Origin of the sequence: Streptomyces sp. NPDC002730 (genome assembly GCF_042888805.1) — a bacterium.
Classification (GTDB): Bacteria; Actinomycetota; Actinomycetes; order Streptomycetales; family Streptomycetaceae; genus Streptomyces.
Genome location: NZ_JBIAQG010000016.1, coordinates 172116 through 190424, shown reverse-complemented (window position 1 = coordinate 190424; position 18309 = coordinate 172116). Strand labels below are relative to the sequence as shown.

Below are 18309 nucleotides of genomic sequence, written 5' to 3'. Positions count from 1 at the left end.
AACTTGCGGGGGCCCCCGGGGCCCCCCCGCACCGCCCGCCCCCCCCCACCAACCCCCCCCCCCCCCCCCCCCCCCACCCCCCCCCCGCCGGGGGGGGGCCCCCCCGGGGGGGGCCCCCCCCCCCGCGGCTCTGCTGTACCTCGGATGCGCGCGCGTCCCTCTCGGGATGCGCCCGCATGCGCAAAACGCATGCCCCTCGCAAAAAGGGACGGCCGGGGTCAGGGGGTCAGCGGGGGCCTCGGGCCGCCGTCCTCGTAGCCCCGCGAGGGCTGCGTGGCGTCCTGCCGGATGACCTCACCCTGGACGACTTTGCCGTCCGGGCGGTGGATGCGGGCCTGCTGGAAGGCATCCCCCAGGCTGCCGGGGGCGGCGACGCGCATCCGGTGCTCCAGGGAGCGCTCCGTGTACCGCCCGAGCGCCGAGCGCACGGGCTGCAGCAGGAGCAGCAGGCCCGCCGCGTCGGAGATCAGACCCGGCAGCATCAGAAGAAGACCACCGAGCATCAGGAACCCGTTGCCGGTGCTGCCAGTACTGCCGGTGCTGCCGGTCCCGGGCGCCGGACTGTTGCCGGCCTGCGCCTGCTGGAGGGTCTCGGTCAGATTGCGGAAGGCCCGACGGCCGGCCCGCTTGGTGACGACGGCGCCGACGATGCCGCCGCCGACGAGCAGGGCAAGGACGGTGAGTCCGCCGGCCGCTCCGGCCACCAGGGTCAGCAGCCAGATCTCGAGCACCAGCCAGGCGGCGATGCCGAGCGGCACGAGATTGCGGGCGCACGAGCGCTTGGGGGCTGTCGGGGGCGGAGTGCCGGTCGTCATGCCCCCAGTGTGCCTGGACACCCGCCGAAGCGGCATAAGGGTGTGATCAGGAAGATCGCCCGGCCGACGCGAGAGGGCGGGAGGACACCGGGAGGCGGTTCAGGAGGACTTGCGGCCGAGGAGACGATTCGCCCGGTCGCCGACGCCCCAGGCGGTGACCCGCCACAGCGCCTCGACAAGGATGTCGCGGCTCATCTTCGAGTCGCCGACCTCGCGCTCCACGAAGGTGATCGGGACCTCGACAACGTGGTAGCCGGCGGCGACGGCCCGGCGAGCGAGGTCGACCTGGAAGCAGTAGCCCTGCGAGGCGACGTCCGCGAGGCCGAGCCCTTCGAGGGTCTCCTTGCGAAAGGCCCGGAAGCCGCCCGTGATGTCACGGAGCGGCAGACCGAGGAGCAGCCGGGAGTACGTGCTGCCGCCGCGCGAGATGAACTGACGGTGCTTCGGCCAGTTGACCACGCGGCCGCCGGGGACCCAGCGCGAGCCGAGGACCAGGTCGGCGCCCTTGAGGGCGGTGAGCAGCCGGGGCAGTTCCTCGGGCTGGTGGGAGCCGTCGGCGTCCATTTCGACGAGTACGCCGTAGCCGTGCTCGATGCCCCAGGCGAAGCCCGCCAGGTAGGCGGCGCCGAGGCCTTCCTTGCCCTTGCGGTGCAGTACATGCACCTTGTCGTCGTGGGCCGCGAGTTCATCGGCGAATTTGCCGGTGCCGTCGGGGCTGTTGTCGTCGGCGACGAGAATGTCCGCCTCGGGCACGGCAGCGCGCACCCGGGAGACGATCGGCTTGATGTTCTCGGCCTCGTTGTAGGTCGGGATGATCACCAAGGCTCTGCCGAGCGGGCCGTACCGCCGCTGACCGCCGTCGTTCACTACTGCCCCTTAATGTCCGTACGCAGAGCCCCACCATAGCGAGCGCTCGCCGCGCCGCTGCGGCGGCACGGACCTGGGGAGTCGTGTCTTCTGCGCGGAAGTGTGACAAGGGGCTGCGGATCGGGGCCCGGCGTCCTTCGGGCCGACCTGGGACCCGCTGGCTGCGGATCTACCGAGAGCCGTTGTCTACTGAACGCCGGGCCCCACCCGGGTCGCACCTGCCGGCCGGCTGAGACCTTCCCTCGCCCCCGAGGCGCGGGCGCTGAACCTGGCTCCCAGTGGCAGTGCGCCGGTGCGACGCACCACCCCATGACCCAGCGGCGTTCGACGACTGCGTGAAGGTCTGCCGGTCGGACGTCCCGTGGTGGACTCGGCCGAACCTACCGGCCGGTGGGCGCTCGCTGTCAACACTCCCCCTGATCTGCGATCCTTGCCCAAATCACCAGGTCAGCACGGAAGATGCGCAGGTCGCGCCGGAGCGCCGCGGGCATCGATCGGCGGTACGAAATGTCCGCACGTCACTCGTTCAGCCTCTCATAGACCGTTTGTCCGAAGACCACCGTCCGCAGGCAGCGGGGCAGTTCGGTGCCGGGGGTGAGATCGGGCAGGCCCGGGGTGCCGGAGCGCGGGTCGGTGGACCAGCGGGCGACGCGGTCGTCGGGGGCCTGGACGACGAGTTCCTCGGTGCGCCAGACGGCGTAGTCGGCGGGCGCACCGGGAACCAGGACGCCGGCGTCGTCGCGGCCGATGGCGCGCCAGCCGCCGCGCGTGTGGGCGGTGAAGGCGGCGCGGGCGGAGACCCGGTGTTCGGGCGTGCGGTGGAAGGCCGCGGCCCGGACGGTGCCCCAGGGGTCGAGCGGGGTCACGGGACTGTCCGAGCCGAAGGCGAGGGGCACTCCGGCGCGCAGCAGTGCGGCATACGGATTGAGGGTGCGGGCCCGCTCGGCGCCGAGGCGCTGGGCGTACATGCCCTCCGAGCCGCCCCAGGCCGCGTCGAAGGCGGGCTGGACGGAGGCGGTGAGGCCGAATTCGGCGAAGGCGGCGATGGTTTCGGGTGTGAGCATCTCGGCGTGTTCGACACGGTGGCGGGCTGCGCGTACGCGGGCGAGGCCGAGCGTGTCGGCGGCGGCCCTGACGCCGTCGGTGACGGCGGTGAGGGCGGCATCGCCGATGGCGTGGAAACCGGCCTGGAGCCCGGCTTCGGTGCAGGCGGTGACATGGGCGGCGACGGCCGCGCTGTCGAGGTGGGCGGCGCCGGTGTGCGGGGCGTCGGCGTACGGGGCGTGCAGGCAGGCGGTGTGCGAGCCGAGGGAGCCGTCGACGAAGAGGTCACCGGCCGCGCCGATGGCGCCGAGTTCGCGGATGCGCTGTGCGTCCTTTGCGCTCGCGACCTGTTCGGCCCAGTAGCCGACGACGCGCGGGCCCGGCTCCGCCTCGGCCAGTTTCAGCAGGGAGGTGAAGTCGTCCTCGTCGGAGATGTCGGGGCCGGCGCATTCGTGGACGGTGCCGATGCCGAGCGAGCCGGCCCTGGCGAGTGCGGCGCGCTGTGCGGCGGCGCGCTGGGCGGGGGTGATCGCGGCGTGGGCGGCGGCGCGTACGGCGTGGTGGGCGGCGGCGGTCAGCGGCGCGTCCGGGTGGTACCCGGCGAGGTCGGTGATGCCGGGGACGAGGTCGAGCAGGGCGGTGGTGACCACGGCCGAGTGGACGTCGATCCGGGGCAGATAGAGAGGGCGGCCGCCGGCCGCCTGGTCGAGTTCGGTGCGGGACGGCGGACGCTGCTCGGGCCAGCGCGTGGCGTCCCAGCCGTGACCGAGGAGGACCTTGTCGGCGGAGTGTGCGGCGCTGTGCTCCCGTACGAGATCGAGCGCTTCGACCAGGGTGCGGGCGCCGGACAGGTCGAGGCCGGTGAGGGCGAGGCCGGTCGCCGTGGTGTGTACGTGTGCGTCGGTGAACGCCGGAGTGACCAGAGCCCCTTCCAGGTCGATCACCTCGTCGACTCCGGCTGCGAAGGCGTCGGCGGCGCCTTCCGAGCCCACCCAGCCGATATGTCCTCGCTCGACGACCATCGCCGTGGCGAAGGGGTCGGCGGGGCTGTGGACTTCTCCACCGCGCAGCAGCACGGTGCGGTGTTCGGCCTGGGGGGCGGTGCTGTCGGTCATGGGAACAGCCTAGATACGCGGCGGGCGTGCCTCGTACGGGGTGGAGAGGACGACGGTCGTACGGGTGGAGACACCGGACAGCGAGCGGATGCGGGTGAGCAGGTGCTCCAGCTCGAGCGGGGTCGCGACGCGCACCTTGAGGATGTAGTTCTCCTCGCCCGCGACGCTGTGGCAGGCCTCGATCTCCGGCACGTCGGCGAGGCGTTCCGCGATGTCGTCGGGGGCACTGGGGTCAAAGGGCTTGACCGAGATGAAGGCGGTGAGCGGCAGCCCGACCGCCTCGGGGTCGACGACGGCGGCATAGCCGCGGATGACGCCGCGCTGCTCGAGGCGGCGGACGCGCTGATGCACCGCCGATGTGGACAGGCCCGTGGCCTTGCCCAGGTCGGTGTAGCTCATCCGCCCGTCCGTGACGAGCAATTCCACGATCTGACGATCCAGCTCCTCCATGCGGATCAACCTATTGCCCCAGGTCCCTTCCGGCACAGTCGGCGGCGACACGGAGAGGCAACTGCGGCGGGCATGTGACGAATGCCACAGGTTTGCCGACCGGTCCGTCGTGATCACGCGATTGCCTGGCCGGCGCGTGGGGAATTGCTTGCTTTGGTCGAGGCCGCAAGTGCCTGGTCGGCCCACCCGAGGGGGAGAATCTCCATGCAGAACCTGAAGAACAGCGGACGTACCGAACCGGAGCCTGTTGATTCGGCCGATCCGGCTGAGATCGACGAGCTCGACGCGTACGACACCTTCGAGATGTACCGGGTGATCTGCCCGGACTGCGCGCAGCCGATCGCACTGCTGGCGGACGAGGACGTCCTGCCGGAGCATGCACTGTGCCCCACCCCGTGGAATCCCTTCGGCCTGACCGTGTGCGCAGGTACGGGGCGTACGGCCGCCGAGGCGCGTCCCGCGGACGAGACCCTCGAAGTTCAGGAGCAGGACACCGCGCTGCTGTTGACGCTCCCTCAGGGGCTCGACTGGCGGACCCAGCCCTTCTCCCACGTCGGCGGTCCGGGCTCGCGTCCGGTCAAGGTGCCGCATATGCGGCGTGCGGCCTGAGCGGTCCGAGGTCGAGGACCCAGTAGGTCACCAGTAGCTTCCCTGCACCATGGCGGCAAGTTCGGCGTGGTGCAGGATCAGGCGGTCCGGGTCTTCGGGCACCTGTACCTCACCGAAGTGGATCTGCCGGTAGGCCACCCGGAGCATGACGATCGCGTGCCGCAGCGCGGCATAGAGAGTGTGGAACTCCATGTCGCGCGGGCGGTGGCCGGTCAGCTGTTCGTAACGGCGCTCTACGGCCTCGCGGCGCAGAAAGTCGGGCAGGCCCGGTTGGCCGAAGCCGACGGTGAGGTCCTGGAAGAACCGGTGGAGGTAGACGGTCCAGCCGAGGTCGACCTCGCGCGGGGCGTAGGCGGCCATCTCCCAGTCGAGTACGGCAGCGGGCTCGAACCCGTCGTAGATGATGTTGCCGATGCGGGCGTCGCCCCAGTTGCGGACCGCCTCGCCCTCGTCTTCGGGCCAGTGCGCCTCGAGCCGGTCGAAGGCGCTCTCGATGAGCGGTGAGCGCGGCAGCCCCTCCACCACCCAGGCGTAGTACGCCCGTTGCGCATCGACATGGCGGCGCAGCGCGCTGCTCTCCTGCCGTGGGACCGGGTGCTGGTCGTGCAGTCGGGCGATCAGCGAGATCGTGGCCTCTTCCAGCTGGGCGCGCTCGGCGTCGCTCGCGGCATGCAGCCAGTTGCCCTCGTACGTATAGGGCATGACGTCGGGCGGAACCCGGCCCTCGACGCGCTCCATCACGAAGAACGGCGCTCCCAGCGCCCCGAGATCCTCCTCCAGCCACAGCACGCGCGGCACGGGTATGTCGGTGTGCTCGGCAACGTCCCGCATGGTGCGGTACTGCAGCGCCATGTCGTACACCGGGAAGATCGTGTACGCGGCCGGGTCGGCGGCGAGCCGCAACGCGCAGGCGCGCACGGGTGGTTCGGGGTGCTCGATGTCGAAGAGCAGTGTCTCGCTGGACATGCCGTTGGACTCGGGGACCCGTACGCCCGAGACCTTGGCGCCGGGCAGCCGGGCATCCAGCCAGGCGGTGAGACGGCGGGCGAGCTCTTCGGGGTCGCGCGTGGTCGTGCGAGGGCGCGGTGCCGTTGCCATGGCGGTACTCCTCACTGTCGGTGCGTCCATTTGCGGCTGTGCCGTGGTGAGCAGCACATTCGACGGTGGCCGTCGCTTCCGCACGCCCTCTTCATCCGCTGATGCCGGCATCCGGCCAGGGCGGCTAGCCGGCCACCGAGTCATAGCCGGTGAAGCCGCTCGGGTCGTGGCGGCCGAAGGTGCCGTGTTCGAAGATGCCGTGGCCGGTCCGCCCGTCGAGGGTGAAGCGGGCCGAGTGGTCCGTGACGCCGTAGGTGGCCATCGGGTGGACGGCGGGGTCGGAGAGGTCGTAGCTGCGCCGGTCCCTCCAGCCGCGGCCCTGCCAGGTGCCGTGCTGCCAGTCGGTGGCGGGCGGATAGCCGGCGCCGATGGCGAGCGGTGAGGAGGCGAGGATCTCGACGCCGAGCTCGAGGGGTTTACGGGCCGGGTCGGTGAGGTGGACGACGGCACGTTCGGGGTGGCGGGTGCCGGGGCGGTAGGTGATGTCGGTGTGGGGCCAGCCGAGTTGGGTGTCGTGGTGTCCGTCGCGGACGAGGACGGCTTCGCTGAGCGTGCGGTAGCCGTCGGCGTCCTCCTGGGCGATCACCATCAGGAAGCGGTCATCGAAGCGGACGGGGATCCAGAGCCAGTGGAAGCCTTCGGTGCGCAGCTCCTCGGCGGCGCGGCCGCCTTCTTCGCCGGGGATGGGCCGTACACCCCAGCTGCGGTCGCGGGTGCCGGTCCACTCCCCCGCCGTCACCGGTATCTCCTCGCCGGCCGCGCGGATGGTGCCGGTGCAGCTGCCGGCCTGGACGAAGCGGCGGCCTTCGAGCATGAGCCGGTCGCCGCGGCGCTGAGTGTGGTGCGGTTCCCACACGGCAGGGAAGTCCGCGTGCCAGGTGAGGTCGTACGAGAGGGAGCCGGGGTCGTCCGGGTCGGCGTCGCAGTGCAGGGTGAGACGGCGCAGCGGCTCGTCGACGGTGATCCGCAGCGGGCCGACGGTGAGGTTCATCCGGTCGTCGGTGAGTGCGTCGGAGGCACGTACGGCGTGTATCCGGTCGTCGAGGCGGAGTGTGGCGTAGGCGTCGATGACGCCGGTGTTGGGGTAGACGCCGAGGCCGGCGATGAGCAGCGCGCGGCCCCGGTGGTCGAAGACCTGGAAGATGCACCGGTCGTAGGCGTTGCGGTCGCCGGTGACGAGATGCTTCATCGACAGCGGCGCCTGGTGTACGGGGTATTCGTCGAGGGCGATCGGGCGGTCGTCTGACACGGCAGACCTCCTGGGCGGCAGCTGACCTCCTGGACGGCAAGGAAGTTGACGGTACGTCAGAAACCTTGCGGGAGGCCAGAGCCCGGCGCCGTACTCGTATCACCGCGGACCGCGTGCGGGTATGGCGCGAACTCGCGCTCGATTCGTCTCGGCGGTAACCCGGCCGGGACGCAGGGCGTTGGCCAGTCATGACCCTGCAGTACGCCACGACCAGTCACGGCCGGCGCCGCCTTGCGACACCCGCTCCGGAAGAATCGGTTCCGCATCCGGCCGATCCGCCCATCTACCGCGAGCTGCTCCGTCAGTGGGCGAGCAAGGGCCGGACCGTGCCGGGGCGCCGCGACCCGGAGTGGAGCAGGCTCGCGGCGCCGCCGGTGTGGAACGGGCGGTTCAGCGCGTCACAGGATCAGCGCGTCTCGGGTCCGGCGAGGTGACGGGCGATGACCATGCGCTGGATCTGGTTGGTGCCCTCGACGATCTGCAGCACCTTGGCCTCACGCATATAGCGCTCGACCGGGAAGTCCAGCGTGTAGCCATAGCCGCCGAGCACCTGGACCGCGTCGGTGGTGACGCTCATCGCCGTGTCCGTGCAGAACAGCTTGGCCATGGCGGCCTGCCGGGAGAAGGGCCGTCCCGCGTCGCGCAGCCGCGCGGCGGCGAGGTAGAGCGCACGGCCCGCCTCGATCCGGGTGGCCATGTCGGCGAGCATGAAGCGCAGCCCCTGGAAGTCGGCGATGGGCCGGCCGAACTGCTGCCGTCCGGTGGCGTAGGCGATGGCCTCGTCCAGGGCCGCCTGCGCGAGCCCGATGGCGCAGGCGGCGATACCGAGCCGGCCCGAGTCGAGCGCTGAGAGCGCGATCGCGAAGCCCTGACCCTCCTCACCGATCCGCCGGGAGTCGGGGACCCGTACGGCGTCGAAGTTCAGCTGGGCGGTGGGCGAGCCCTTCATGCCCATCTTCTTCTCGGGTGCGGCGGGGTTCAGGCCCTGCGCGTCGCCGGGGACGAGGAAGGCCGTGATGCCACGGGCACCCTCACCGCCGGTGCGGGCCAGAACGGTGTAGAAGTCGGCGATTCCGCCGTGCGTGATCCAGGACTTGGTACCGGTGATCACCCAGCTGTCCCCGTCGCGCACCGCCTTGGTGCGCAGCGACGCGGCATCCGATCCGGAGGCGGGTTCGGAGAGGCAGTACGCGCCGAGGAGGCCGCCGCCGAGCATGGCGGGCAGATGCTCGGCCTGCTGCTCCTTGGTGCCGTAGCCGGCCAGTGCGTGGCAGGCGAGGGAGTGGACGCTGACACCGAGGCCGACGGTGAGGCGGGCGGCGGCGAGCTCTTCGAGGACCTGGAGGTAGACCTCGTACGGCTGGTCTCCGCCGCCGTACTCGGAGTCGTACGGAAGGCCGAGCAGTCCGGACTCGGACAGAAGAGAGAAGACCTCGCGCGGGAAGTGCCCGGAATCCTCCTCCTCGGCCGCCCGGGGAGCGATCTCCCGCTGGATGATGTCGCGTACCAGGGCGATCAGATCCCTGGACTCCTCGGTGGGCAGTTGACGATCCACCGGCTGCGGGGCGCGATCGGGCATTACGGCGCTCTCCTCCCTGTCGGGCGCTGCGGCGGTCGCGCGCGAAGGGTGTGGGCGCGCCGCCGGTCTTTCTGCCAAGCCGATGCTGCCCTTCCGGATCACGAAAGTGGCTGGACGGCGGCTGTGGCGCGTTGAGTATGCCCGATCAGCGGGCGTGCGTCACGGGCTGCAAGGACTCGTTCCGATACCGCCTGACCGACCGGTGAAATTGGTCCGAACCATTGACCCCACTGGTCTAGTCCTTCTACCGTTCCCCACAGCGCATGACCGTGTTCATGCCACATAGGCCCGCAGCTCGACAGCATTCCCCCACTCGCTCTCCCTCCCCACGAGGAGACATGATGCTCGGACCACACCGTCCCCGCGCCCGCCTGAGGGCGCTCATCGCCGCCGCCTGTACCGCCGTGCTCGGCGCGACCCTGATCACCGGCGCCCATATCGCCTCCGCGGGCGAGTCCGCCCCCGCCGCGAAGCCCGTATCCGCGCCCGCGGCAGCCGCCGCCGGGAGCAAGGTGGTCGGCTACTTCACCGAATGGGGCGTCTACGACCGCAACTACCACGTCAAGAACATCCAGACCTCCGGGTCCGCGAACAAGCTCACCCACATCAACTACGCCTTCGGAAACGTCACCGGAGGCAAGTGCGCCATCGGTGACTCGTTCGCCGACTACGAGAAGACCTACACCGCCGGCCAGAGCGTGGACGGCGTCGCCGACACCTGGGACCAGCCGCTGCGCGGCAGCTTCAACCAGTTGCGCAAGCTGAAGAAGCTGCACCCGAACCTCAAGGTGCTGTGGTCGTTCGGCGGCTGGACCTGGTCCGGCGGCTTCGGCCAGGCCGCGGCCAACCCGGCCGCCTTCGCCCAGTCCTGCTACAACCTGGTCGAGGATCCCCGCTGGAAGGATGTCTTCGACGGCATCGACATCGACTGGGAATACCCCAACGCCTGCGGTCTGAGCTGCGACACCAGCGGCCGCGATGCCTTCAAGAACGTGATGTCCGCACTGCGTTCGAAGTTCGGCAGCTCCAACCTGGTGACCGCGGCGATCACCGCGGACGCCTCGTCCGGAGGCAAGATCGAGAAGGCGAACTACGCGGGCGCGGCCCAGTACGTCGACTGGTACAACCCGATGACGTACGACTTCTTCGGCGCCTGGGCGGCGCAGGGCCCCACCGCCCCGCACTCACCGCTCACCTCCTACACCGGCATCCCGCAGCAGGGCTTCAACACCAGCGCCGCGATCACCAAGCTCAAGGGTCTCGGCATCCCCTCGTCGAAGCTGCTGCTCGGGATCGGCTTCTACGGACGCGGCTGGACGGGCGTGACACAGAAGGCGCCCGGTGGCACGGCGACCGGAGCGGCGCCCGGCAAGTACGAGCCGGGCATCGACGACTACAAGGAGCTCAAGTCCAAGTGCCCGGCCAACGGGACCGTCGCCGGGACCGCGTACGCGCACTGCGGCAGCCAGTGGTGGAGCTACGACACCCCCGCCACCATCGCCGGGAAGATGACCTACAAGAACCAGCAGAGCCTGGGCGGCACCTTCTTCTGGGAGCTCAGCGGTGACACCACGGGCGGCGAGCTGATCAAGGCCATCAACTAGCCTGCGGGAGCACTGAGTCGAGGGCGGGGAGCCGGCGGGCTCCCCGCCCTTGCGTCATGCCGGGCGGCTGTCAGACCAGTCCGAGCTGGGTGACAAGCATGGCGAGGACGACGACAAGGGTCCAGCCGAGGATGTGCTCGAGGACCTTGGAGTCCTCGGGGCCGCCGGTGCGGGTGCGGGGCTCGGCGCGGGCAGCGGTGACGGCAGCGGCGGTCGAAGTCATGGTGCGTCTCGTTCAGTCGTCTGGCGGATGGACGTCCCCCCGTGACCTGACCACAGTGCCAGCGATACCGGCCCCGGGGCAGCGACGTGCGTCACAGCGCCCGGGGCCGGCAGGTGCCTCATCGGATACCGACGGCCTCCAGAGCCCGGCGCTGGGCGGGCGTCGGATGGGCGGGCCAGTACAGATAGCAGACGCCACCTGTGCCGGAGACCACTTTGCCGCTCGCGTTGTAGCGCTTGGTGCGGAGCCAGATCTTCTCCCACTCGGCGCGCCGGTAGACACGGCGTACGGCGCCGTTGCTGGGCGATGCGGGGTCGTTGGCGATCACATCGCCGTCGGCCGTGAAGCCGATCACGGTCATCAGATGCCCGGAGGTGCCGTAGCCCGCGCCGGTCAGCTCCTCCTTGAGGAATGACTGAGACGTTATGGCCGGGATTCCGGCCCGGACGAGCGTCTCCAGGTCGGTGAGCGAGGAGAGCCGGGTGACGACCGAGCTCATGTCCTTGAAGGTGGCCGCGTAGGCGGCGTTGAAGGGCCAGTTCCCGCAGCCGTTGTACTGGTAGTCGAAGGTGAAGCGGGCCGCGTGGCAGACCTGCGGGTCGGCGAACGCGGGGTTCACCCAGGCCAGGTCGGCGGCCGACGGCTTCCGGCCCCAGTACTCGATGATCATCTGCGAGGAGGTGGGGCTGCACCAGGCCTCGCCGCCGTTGTCGTACTCCGGGTACTGGCCGATGTGGGTGTTCTGCGAATAGCGCGGTACGGACAGCTCGCGGGCGAGTCCCGGCGTGGAGGCGGGGACGGTGAACCGGTCCGGGATGTCCGAGGCCATCGCGCCGAGCCGCCACACGGTGGGCGTGAGCCGGGTGCCGGGCTTGCGGTAGAGGGTCAGCCGCAGTTGGTACGAGACCAGCCGTAGCCCGCCGGCCGCATCGTCGATGGAGAAGGTGTCGGTCCAGATGCTGGCCTTGCCGTCGCTCTGGTCGTCGAGGGACGTCCGGCGGATGTCCCCGTCGCCCGCCGCCCAGCGGCCCATCACGAACCAGGGGGTCCAGGTGGTGTCGGAGTAGCTGCCGCGCAGCTCGACCTGGAGCCAGGTTCCGGCCGGGGTGTGCGCGTTCCAGGAGGCGATTGCCTCGGTCGCGGGCACCCGCGAGCGGTGGACGGGCGAGGTCCAGGTGGCGTACTCCCAGGTCGCGGTGGTGCCGGTGTGCGGATCGGTGTAGTCGGTGCGGCCGGCGGGCGCGGCGATGACCAGTCCGGGGCGGCGGCCGGCGACGGCCCGGGTGCCTGACGCGGTGCCGCAGCGCCAGTCGGTGTACGAGGTCCAGAACCGGTTGTCGACCAGCGGGAGGGAGCCGGTGCGGCCGGCCTCCGCGGCCGGTGCGGCGGCCGCCGGTGCGGCGGAGGACAGCGTCCCCGCACCCGCCGCTGCCGCGATCGCGGCGCTCAGCACGGATCTGCGCGAAGTAGGTCTGGGCATGGGACCCCCCAAGTCAGGTGCGCGACAGTGGAGCAACTATCGCGGGTCCCGGCGGACTTCTGCCAGCACTTCGGACCGCGTCGCTCCACCAATATTGGTCTGGTCCACTGGCGTGACCTGCGGCGGGGTGCGCCGCACTCACAGGGGGACAGGCCTCTTGGACAGCGGGCCTCCTAGGCTGGCGGGATGGACGACCTCGATCGGCAGGCCATGGCGCTGCGCGCACTTTCACCCTCGTGCGGACCGGTGCGGCTGGTCGCTGTCGACGGCCACGCGGGCTCGGGGAAGAGCACGTTCGCGGCCCGGCTCGCGGCGGCGCTCGGCGACGACGTGCCGGTGCTGCATCTCGACGACCTGGCCACCCACGAGGAGCTCTTCGCCTGGACGGACCGGATGCTGACCCAGGTGATCGGTCCGCTCTCGCGCGGCAGGACCGCGCACTACGACCCGTACGACTGGAATCTGCGCCGCTTCGGGTCCCCACGCCCCCTGGAGCCGGCTCCTGTCGTGCTGATCGAGGGCGTGGGGGCGGGGAGGCGGGCGTTGCGCCCGTTTCTCGCGAGGCTGTTGTGGATGGAGCGCAGCGCGCAGGAGTCCTGGGAGCGAGGCCGGGACCGGGACGGGAGCAAGCTGTCCGCATTCTGGGACGGCTGGACGATGGCGGAGACACGCCATTTCTTGGCGGACCCTTCTCGTCCGTTCGCGGATGCCCTGGTACGCGAGTGCCAGGAGGGGTACGAGTGGCTCCAGGGACCTTCTGTGACAGCGTGACCGAACCGGATCATCACGTACAGTTACTGCTTTTACCTGGCATACCGAGCGGTCGGAAATCGCCCTCAAGAGTGCCTCAACTCTGCTTGACCGAGGGGGCGTACAGGTCTTACGTTCTCAATGTGCGGCTTTCCGGAGCCGCCGCAGACGCGAAGCCCCCGGTTGTTCCCCCGTGATCGGGGGCTTCGTTCTGCCCTCTCCCCCGCTTCCCCGGCGCCGCACCTCACTCCCCGCTCACCCTGGGTCACCGACTCCGGGGTGCTTGTCGTGCCCTTAGTCGCACACCCTTTGCGCAGGTACGATGCACCTCGGTGGGGTCAATTCCCGTCCACGGCAAGGTGGTTCAGTACGCTGCCGACGGGCGCCCGCCCGGCGGGACATCACAGGTGCACTTTTTGTGGGGGACCTGATGGACATCGGCACGCAGGGCGCACCGGCCCCGGCCGACCTCGCCTGGGTGCGCGGCGTGGACGCCTACACCATGGGTGCCTATCCGCAGGCGGAGGAGGAGTTCCGGGCCGCGGTCCGGATCGATCCCGGGATGGCCGACGGCTGGCTCGGACTGCACGCCCTGCGCGTCGACACCACCACCGCGCTGCTGCGCATGTACCGCAGCCGCGAGCGCTTCGGCGAGCAGCGCGCCCGCCATCGCCGCACACTCAACTCCTGGTACTGGCTGGGCTGGTGGGTACAGCCGGTGCTCGAGAGCCCGCGTGATCTGCTGCTCGCCCACGCCTCCCACTGGCTCGACGGCCGTCATGTGCCGGAGCTGGACCGGGCGCTCGCGGGTCTGCCGCCGGTCGACGCCGACCCCCAGGTGCGCTTTCTGCACGCCTGCCGCGCGTATCTGGTCAAGGACTGGGAGCAGCTCGTACGCCATACCGAACCGCTGATCAACGATCCGCTGCTGGGCATCGAGGCCGGGCTCTTCGGCGGGATGGCCCGGGTGCGTCTGGAGATGTACGGGCAGGCCGAGCCGCTGCTCTCCGCCGCTCTGATGCGCTGCCGCAGCGAGCAGCCGCAGCGCAAGGAGCTGCGGTACTGGCTGGCGCGGGCGCACGAGGGCACCGGCCGCAGCGCCGCCGCCCTGCCGCTGTACCGGGCAGTGCACCGGATCGATCCGGCCTTCATGGACACATCGGCGCGGCTGGCCGCGATCGCGGAGTACGACGGGATCGACGGGTACGACGAGTCGGCCGGACTGGCGGCGGTGTCGCTGGCCGGCTTTGGGCAGGACACCGCGGACGCGCAGGCTGAGGGGGACGGTCCGCTCACGGCCGAGGCGCGGCTCGGCCCCGATCCGCAGACCCAGCTCCCGGGCGCCGTGCCGATCGTCCCGCCCGGCGGCATAAGGCCGAAGGCAGTCGTCCCCGCGCAGCCCACTCCGCCGCCGTTCCCGGCGGGCTCCACCGATCCGGTGCTGCTCGCCGAGGCGCTCGCGGAGCTGGAGCGGATGGTGGGCCTGGAGCCGGTGAAACGGCAGGTGAAGGCATTGTCCGCGCAGCTGAAGATGGCTCGGCTGCGTGCCGACCAGGGGCTGCCGGTGCAGCCGCCGAAACGTCATTTTGTCTTCTCCGGCCCGTCCGGCACCGGCAAGACCACCGTCGCGCGCATCCTCGGCCGGGTCTTCTACGCGCTGGGCCTGCTCGGCGGCGATCATCTGGTCGAGGCCCAACGGGCTGATCTTGTGGGTGAGTTCCTGGGCCAGACGGCTGTGAAGGCCAATGAGCTGATCGACTCGGCGATCGGCGGAGTGCTGTTCGTGGACGAGGCGTACAGCCTCTTCAACTCCGGCTACACCAAGGGTGACGCGTACGGCGACGAGGCCCTCCAGGTTCTCCTCAAGCGGGCCGAGGACAACCGCGACCATCTGGTGGTCATCCTGGCCGGCTACCCCGAGGGCATGGACCGGCTGCTCGCCACCAACCCCGGGCTGTCCTCACGCTTCACCACCCGGGTCGACTTCCCCTCGTACCGCCCCCTCGAACTGACCGCCATCGGCGAAGTGCTCGCCGCCGAGAACGGCGATGTGTGGGACGACGAGGTGCGTGAGGAGCTGCGCTCCATCAGTGGCCATGTGGTCGACCAGGGCTGGATCGACGAGCTCGGCAACGGCCGTTTTCTGCGCACGCTGTACGAGAAGAGCTGCGCCTACCGGGATCTACGGCTGTCCGGATATCCGGGCACGCCGACCCGCGAGGATCTCGCCACGCTGCGGCTGCCCGATCTGATGCAGGCGTACGGCGAGGTCCTGTCGGGCCGCGGTCCGGTGGACCGCGACCCGCAGGATCCGCCGCTCTGAGCCGGCGCTACTTCTGAAACACGCCCTCGGCCTCAGCCGACCAGGGCGGTGTCCAGGGCAGCCTCAGGCGCACGGGGCACCGTCACCCGGTGGGACGGGTCGCGGACCTCGCCGACCAGCATTTCCAGCACGTCCTCCAGAGCGACCAGACCCAGCACCCGCCCCGACGCGTCCGCGACCTGGGCGAGGTGGGTGGCCGCACGGCGCATCACGGTGAGGGCGTCGTCCAGCGGGAGTTCGGCCCGCAGGGTCGCCATGGGGCGCCAGATCTGCTGGGGCACTGCCCGTTCCCTCTCCTCCAGGTCGAGGACGTCCTTGACATGGAGATAGCCCATGAACGGGCCTTCGCCCTCCCCGCAGACCGGGAAGCGGGAGTAGCCGGTACATACCGTCAGCTCCTCGACCTGGCGCGGGGTGACCGACGGGGCGACCGTCACCAGGGCGGAGCGGGTGATCAGCACATCCGTCACCGGGCGGCTGCCCAGCTCCAGCGCGTCCTCGAGCCGCTCCTGCTCCGCGGGCTCCAGCAGCCCCGCCTGGCCCGAGTCCTCCACCAGACGGTTCAGCTGCTCGCTGGTGAAGACCGCCTCCACCTCGTCCTTCGGTTCGACACGGAAGGCCCGCAGCACCAGCCGGGCGCAGGCGCCGAGCGCCGCCGTGACCGGTCGGCACAGCCGGGCGAAGGCGACCAGGCCCGGGCTGAACCAGAGCGCGGTCTTCTCGGGAGCGGCCATCGCCAGGTTCTTCGGGACCATCTCGCCGATGACGAGGTGCAGGAAGACGACCACGGCCAGCGCGATGACGTAACCGAGCGGATGGATCAGCCCCTCGGGCAGATGCGCGGCCTGGAAGACCGGCTCCAGCAGATGCGCCACGGTCGGCTCGGCGACCGCGCCGAGGGTCAGTGAGCAGATGGTGATGCCGAACTGCGCGGCGGCCATCATCTGCGGCAGATTCTCCAGTCCGTGCAGCACCTGCCTGGCCCGCGAGGAGCCCTCCGCGGCCAGCGGTTCGATCTGGCTGCGGCGTACGGAGACGAGCGCGAACTCCGCGCCGACGAAGAAGCCGTTGGCGAGGACCAGGAGTATGGCGAAAAGGAGTTGGAGGACACTCATCGCACGGCCTCCGGCACGGCCGGGACATCGGCGGTGCGCACCAGACGCACCCGCTCGGCCCGGTAGCGGTCCACCTGGCGCACCGAGAGCCGCCAGCCGGGAAGTTCTGCCCGGTCGCCGGGGGCGGGGATGCGCCCCAGGAGATCGGCGACGAGACCCGCCACCGTCTCGTACGGGCCGTCGGGCACATCGAGGCCTATCCGGCGCAGCGTGAGGACGCGGCAGCTGCCGTCGGCCTCCCAGGCGGGGTTGCCGTCCTCCGAGGCCACGGAGGCCAATTCGGGCTGGGCGTCCGCCTCGGCGTCGTGCTCGTCGCGGACCTCGCCGACGAGTTCCTCGATGATGTCCTCGAGCGTGACGACTCCGGCGGTGCCGCCGTACTCGTCGACCACGACGGCGATGGGCTGCTCGCTGCGCAGCCGCTCCAGCAGCTGCTGCACGGGCAGCGTCTCCGGCACGAGGAGCGGCGGGACGGCGACCCGGTCCACCCGGGTGCGCTGCCGTTCGTCCACCGGTACCGCGAGGGCGTCCTTGAGGTGCACCATGCCGACGATCTCGTCGATGCGCTCCAGGTAGACGGGAAAGCGCGAAAGACCGGTCGCGCGGGTGAGGTTGAGGACATCGGCCGCGGTGGCGTCGCTCTGCAGCGCGCTCATCTTCACCCGCGGGGTCATCACATGCTGCGCGGTGAGATGTCCGAGCGAGAGGGTCCGTACGAACAGGTCGGCCGTGTCCTGCTCCAGCGTTCCGGCGCGTGCCGAGTGGCGGGCCAGCGAGACCAGCTCACCGGGCGTGCGGGCGGACGCCAGCTCCGCTGCGGGCTCGACGCCGAGCATCCGCACCAGACGGTTGGCGACGGTGTTGAGCAGGGTGATGACCGGGCGGAAGACGGTCGAGAAGAGATGCTGCGGGCCGGCGACGAAGCGCGCGACCTGCAACGGCCGGGAAACCGCCCAGTTCTTGGGGACGAGCTCACCGATCACCATCTGGACGGCGGAGGCGAGCAGCATCCCGATCACCACCGCGATCCCGGAGCCGGCCCCTTCGGGCAGCCCGGTCGCGGTCAGCGGCCCGCGGAGCAGCCCGGCGAGCGCGGGCTCGGCGAGCATGCCGACGACGAGCGAGGTGATGGTGATGCCGAGCTGGGTGCCGGAGAGCTGGAAGGAAAGCTCCCGCAGCGCCTTGACGACGCGGCGGGCGCGGCGGTCGCCCTCGGCGGCGGCGCGCTCGGCATCGGGGCGCTCCACCGTGACGAGGCCGAACTCGGCCGCCACGAAGAAGCCGTTGGCGAGGATCAGGAGGAACGCTGCCGCGAGCAGCAGAAGAGAGACGATCATGCCGCCGCCTCCTGGGAGGGGGCGGCGCAGGTACTACCGGACGATCCGTCCATTGCTGGAGGGAGTCACTCCTCGGGTCGCAGGTGCCCCGCGGGCCGCTGGGGGCCGGGTGGTGCGGGGCGGGGCGCGCTTGTCGCCACCGTCACCAGAGTAGACAGGTGAGCCGCGGACGCGGCAGGGGCATCGCCGCTCAGTCCTCGTCCGGGCGGGTGCCTCGGCTCTCCGCGAGGGCCCGCAGGGCGCGCGCGTCACTGATGGCGTGCGCCTTGGCGATACCCGGCTGAATGCCCAGTACGGGCAGGCTGGTGCCGTCGCTGAGGTCGAGGAAGACCCAGGGGTCGCCGGGGCGGAGATTCACCCGCAGGATCTCGGCCCACTCCAGTTGGCGCGTACGGGTGAGATTGACGACAGTGACGCCGTTCTCGTCGGCGACGACCTTCGGTCGGCTCAGCAGGGCCAGTACGCCGAAGAAGACCAGGGCGGTGAAGATGAAGCTGCTCCGCTCCCCCGCGCTCAGCTTCTCCAGCAGCAGGGCGACGGCGGTGATCACGGCGAACATCACCACGCCCACGGTCAGCAGAACGACCCGGGTACGGGTCGGCCTGAAGGTGACCGGGAGCGCGGGGACTTGAGGTGCGGCGGCGGGCATGG

General features: G+C 70.7%; 17 protein-coding genes. 5 read left to right on the top strand and 12 right to left on the bottom strand.

Annotated elements, in window-relative coordinates; translation table 11 throughout:
- Nucleotides 1–218 precede the first annotated feature (218 nt).
- The 4 genes from fxsA to ACFYXH_RS35175 all read right to left on the bottom strand — a co-directional run bounded on the left by fxsA (nt 219) and on the right by ACFYXH_RS35175 (nt 4291).
- Nucleotides 219–815 (bottom strand): FxsA family membrane protein, encoded by a 597-nt coding sequence (gene fxsA, locus ACFYXH_RS35190; protein WP_389571857.1) that lies wholly within the window; start codon nt 813–815, stop codon nt 219–221.
- A gap of 99 nt (nt 816–914) precedes the next feature.
- Nucleotides 915–1682 (bottom strand): polyprenol monophosphomannose synthase, encoded by a 768-nt coding sequence (locus ACFYXH_RS35185; protein WP_362679585.1) that lies wholly within the window; start codon nt 1680–1682, stop codon nt 915–917.
- Between the two features lie 518 nt (nt 1683–2200).
- Nucleotides 2201–3841 carry an amidohydrolase gene (locus ACFYXH_RS35180; protein ID WP_389571854.1) on the bottom strand — a complete coding sequence of 547 codons (1641 nt, stop codon included), beginning with the start codon at nt 3839–3841 and terminating at the stop codon, nt 2201–2203.
- Between the two features lie 9 nt (nt 3842–3850).
- On the bottom strand, nt 3851–4291 hold the full coding sequence (locus ACFYXH_RS35175) for an Lrp/AsnC family transcriptional regulator (RefSeq protein ID WP_327322224.1): 441 nt from the start codon (nt 4289–4291) through the stop codon (nt 3851–3853).
- Nucleotides 4292–4495: 204 nt separating this feature from the next.
- Between ACFYXH_RS35175 and ACFYXH_RS35170 the strand changes: the two genes are divergently transcribed.
- Complete coding sequence (locus ACFYXH_RS35170) at nt 4496–4900, top strand: hypothetical protein (RefSeq protein WP_385308575.1); 405 nt, start codon at nt 4496–4498, stop codon at nt 4898–4900.
- A gap of 27 nt (nt 4901–4927) precedes the next feature.
- On the opposite strand, the gene ACFYXH_RS35165 is transcribed toward ACFYXH_RS35170, so the two are convergent.
- Together ACFYXH_RS35165 and ACFYXH_RS35160 are read right to left on the bottom strand one after the other, a co-directional pair.
- Complete coding sequence (locus ACFYXH_RS35165) at nt 4928–5998, bottom strand: phosphotransferase family protein (protein WP_389571850.1); 1071 nt, start codon at nt 5996–5998, stop codon at nt 4928–4930.
- Nucleotides 5999–6122: 124 nt separating this feature from the next.
- Entirely contained in the window at nt 6123–7187 is a 1065-nt protein-coding gene (locus ACFYXH_RS35160; RefSeq protein WP_389571972.1) for a hypothetical protein, read from the bottom strand.
- Between the two features lie 248 nt (nt 7188–7435).
- On the opposite strand from ACFYXH_RS35160, the gene ACFYXH_RS35155 reads away from it, so the two are divergent.
- Complete coding sequence (locus ACFYXH_RS35155) at nt 7436–7681, top strand: hypothetical protein (protein ID WP_389571847.1); 246 nt, start codon at nt 7436–7438, stop codon at nt 7679–7681.
- On the opposite strand, the gene ACFYXH_RS35150 is transcribed toward ACFYXH_RS35155, so the two are convergent.
- On the bottom strand, nt 7654–8826 hold the full coding sequence (locus ACFYXH_RS35150) for an acyl-CoA dehydrogenase family protein (protein ID WP_327322228.1): 1173 nt from the start codon (nt 8824–8826) through the stop codon (nt 7654–7656). The two genes, ACFYXH_RS35155 and ACFYXH_RS35150, sit on opposite strands and share 28 nt — an antisense overlap.
- 341 nt (nt 8827–9167) lie before the next feature.
- Here ACFYXH_RS35150 and ACFYXH_RS35145 point away from each other — a divergent pair, with 341 nt between their 5' ends.
- Nucleotides 9168–10430, top strand: a complete 1263-nt coding sequence (locus ACFYXH_RS35145; protein WP_327328226.1) for a glycoside hydrolase family 18 protein — start codon at nt 9168–9170, stop codon at nt 10428–10430.
- A gap of 70 nt (nt 10431–10500) precedes the next feature.
- On the opposite strand, the gene ACFYXH_RS35140 is transcribed toward ACFYXH_RS35145, so the two are convergent.
- On the bottom strand, nt 10501–10653 hold the full coding sequence (locus tag ACFYXH_RS35140) for an SCO1431 family membrane protein (RefSeq protein ID WP_327322229.1): 153 nt from the start codon (nt 10651–10653) through the stop codon (nt 10501–10503).
- Nucleotides 10654–10771: 118 nt separating this feature from the next.
- Nucleotides 10772–12133 (bottom strand): peptidase C39 family protein, encoded by a 1362-nt coding sequence (locus tag ACFYXH_RS35135; protein ID WP_389571844.1) that lies wholly within the window; start codon nt 12131–12133, stop codon nt 10772–10774.
- A gap of 186 nt (nt 12134–12319) precedes the next feature.
- Here ACFYXH_RS35135 and ACFYXH_RS35130 point away from each other — a divergent pair, with 186 nt between their 5' ends.
- A complete protein-coding gene (locus ACFYXH_RS35130; protein ID WP_389571841.1) occupies nt 12320–12904 on the top strand; it encodes a uridine kinase in 585 nt (194 codons plus the stop codon).
- A gap of 409 nt (nt 12905–13313) precedes the next feature.
- Complete coding sequence (locus ACFYXH_RS35125; protein WP_389571969.1) at nt 13314–15206, top strand: AAA family ATPase; 1893 nt, start codon at nt 13314–13316, stop codon at nt 15204–15206.
- Nucleotides 15207–15238: 32 nt separating this feature from the next.
- Here ACFYXH_RS35125 and ACFYXH_RS35120 read toward each other — a convergent pair whose 3' ends face one another.
- From ACFYXH_RS35120 to ACFYXH_RS35110, 3 genes are all read right to left on the bottom strand, one after another.
- On the bottom strand, nt 15239–16321 hold the full coding sequence (locus ACFYXH_RS35120; protein ID WP_389571838.1) for a hemolysin family protein: 1083 nt from the start codon (nt 16319–16321) through the stop codon (nt 15239–15241).
- Nucleotides 16318–17658: a hemolysin family protein gene (locus ACFYXH_RS35115; RefSeq protein WP_389571835.1), complete on the bottom strand. Its 1341-nt coding sequence runs from the start codon at nt 17656–17658 to the stop codon at nt 16318–16320. The genes ACFYXH_RS35120 and ACFYXH_RS35115 overlap by 4 nt, the downstream gene beginning before the upstream one ends.
- A gap of 190 nt (nt 17659–17848) precedes the next feature.
- Nucleotides 17849–18307: a PH domain-containing protein gene (locus ACFYXH_RS35110; RefSeq protein ID WP_389571832.1), complete on the bottom strand. Its 459-nt coding sequence runs from the start codon at nt 18305–18307 to the stop codon at nt 17849–17851.
- Between the last annotated feature and the right edge of the window lie 2 nt (nt 18308–18309).

Coding starts and splice junctions, on each gene's coding strand:
- fxsA (WP_389571857.1), bottom strand. CDS start 815: ATGACGACCGGCACTCCGCCCCCGACAGCCCCCAAGCGCTCGTGCGCC.
- ACFYXH_RS35180 (WP_389571854.1), bottom strand. CDS start 3,841: ATGACCGACAGCACCGCCCCCCAGGCCGAACACCGCACCGTGCTGCTG.
- ACFYXH_RS35175 (WP_327322224.1), bottom strand. CDS start 4,291: ATGGAGGAGCTGGATCGTCAGATCGTGGAATTGCTCGTCACGGACGGG.
- ACFYXH_RS35170 (WP_385308575.1), top strand. CDS start 4,496: ATGCAGAACCTGAAGAACAGCGGACGTACCGAACCGGAGCCTGTTGAT.
- ACFYXH_RS35165 (WP_389571850.1), bottom strand. CDS start 5,998: ATGGCAACGGCACCGCGCCCTCGCACGACCACGCGCGACCCCGAAGAG.
- ACFYXH_RS35160 (WP_389571972.1), bottom strand. CDS start 7,187: ATGAAGCATCTCGTCACCGGCGACCGCAACGCCTACGACCGGTGCATC.
- ACFYXH_RS35155 (WP_389571847.1), top strand. CDS start 7,436: ATGACCCTGCAGTACGCCACGACCAGTCACGGCCGGCGCCGCCTTGCG.
- ACFYXH_RS35150 (WP_327322228.1), bottom strand. CDS start 8,826: ATGCCCGATCGCGCCCCGCAGCCGGTGGATCGTCAACTGCCCACCGAG.
- ACFYXH_RS35145 (WP_327328226.1), top strand. CDS start 9,168: ATGCTCGGACCACACCGTCCCCGCGCCCGCCTGAGGGCGCTCATCGCC.
- ACFYXH_RS35140 (WP_327322229.1), bottom strand. CDS start 10,653: ATGACTTCGACCGCCGCTGCCGTCACCGCTGCCCGCGCCGAGCCCCGC.
- ACFYXH_RS35135 (WP_389571844.1), bottom strand. CDS start 12,133: ATGCCCAGACCTACTTCGCGCAGATCCGTGCTGAGCGCCGCGATCGCG.
- ACFYXH_RS35130 (WP_389571841.1), top strand. CDS start 12,320: ATGGACGACCTCGATCGGCAGGCCATGGCGCTGCGCGCACTTTCACCC.
- ACFYXH_RS35125 (WP_389571969.1), top strand. CDS start 13,314: ATGGACATCGGCACGCAGGGCGCACCGGCCCCGGCCGACCTCGCCTGG.
- ACFYXH_RS35120 (WP_389571838.1), bottom strand. CDS start 16,321: ATGAGTGTCCTCCAACTCCTTTTCGCCATACTCCTGGTCCTCGCCAAC.
- ACFYXH_RS35115 (WP_389571835.1), bottom strand. CDS start 17,658: ATGATCGTCTCTCTTCTGCTGCTCGCGGCAGCGTTCCTCCTGATCCTC.
- ACFYXH_RS35110 (WP_389571832.1), bottom strand. CDS start 18,307: ATGCCCGCCGCCGCACCTCAAGTCCCCGCGCTCCCGGTCACCTTCAGG.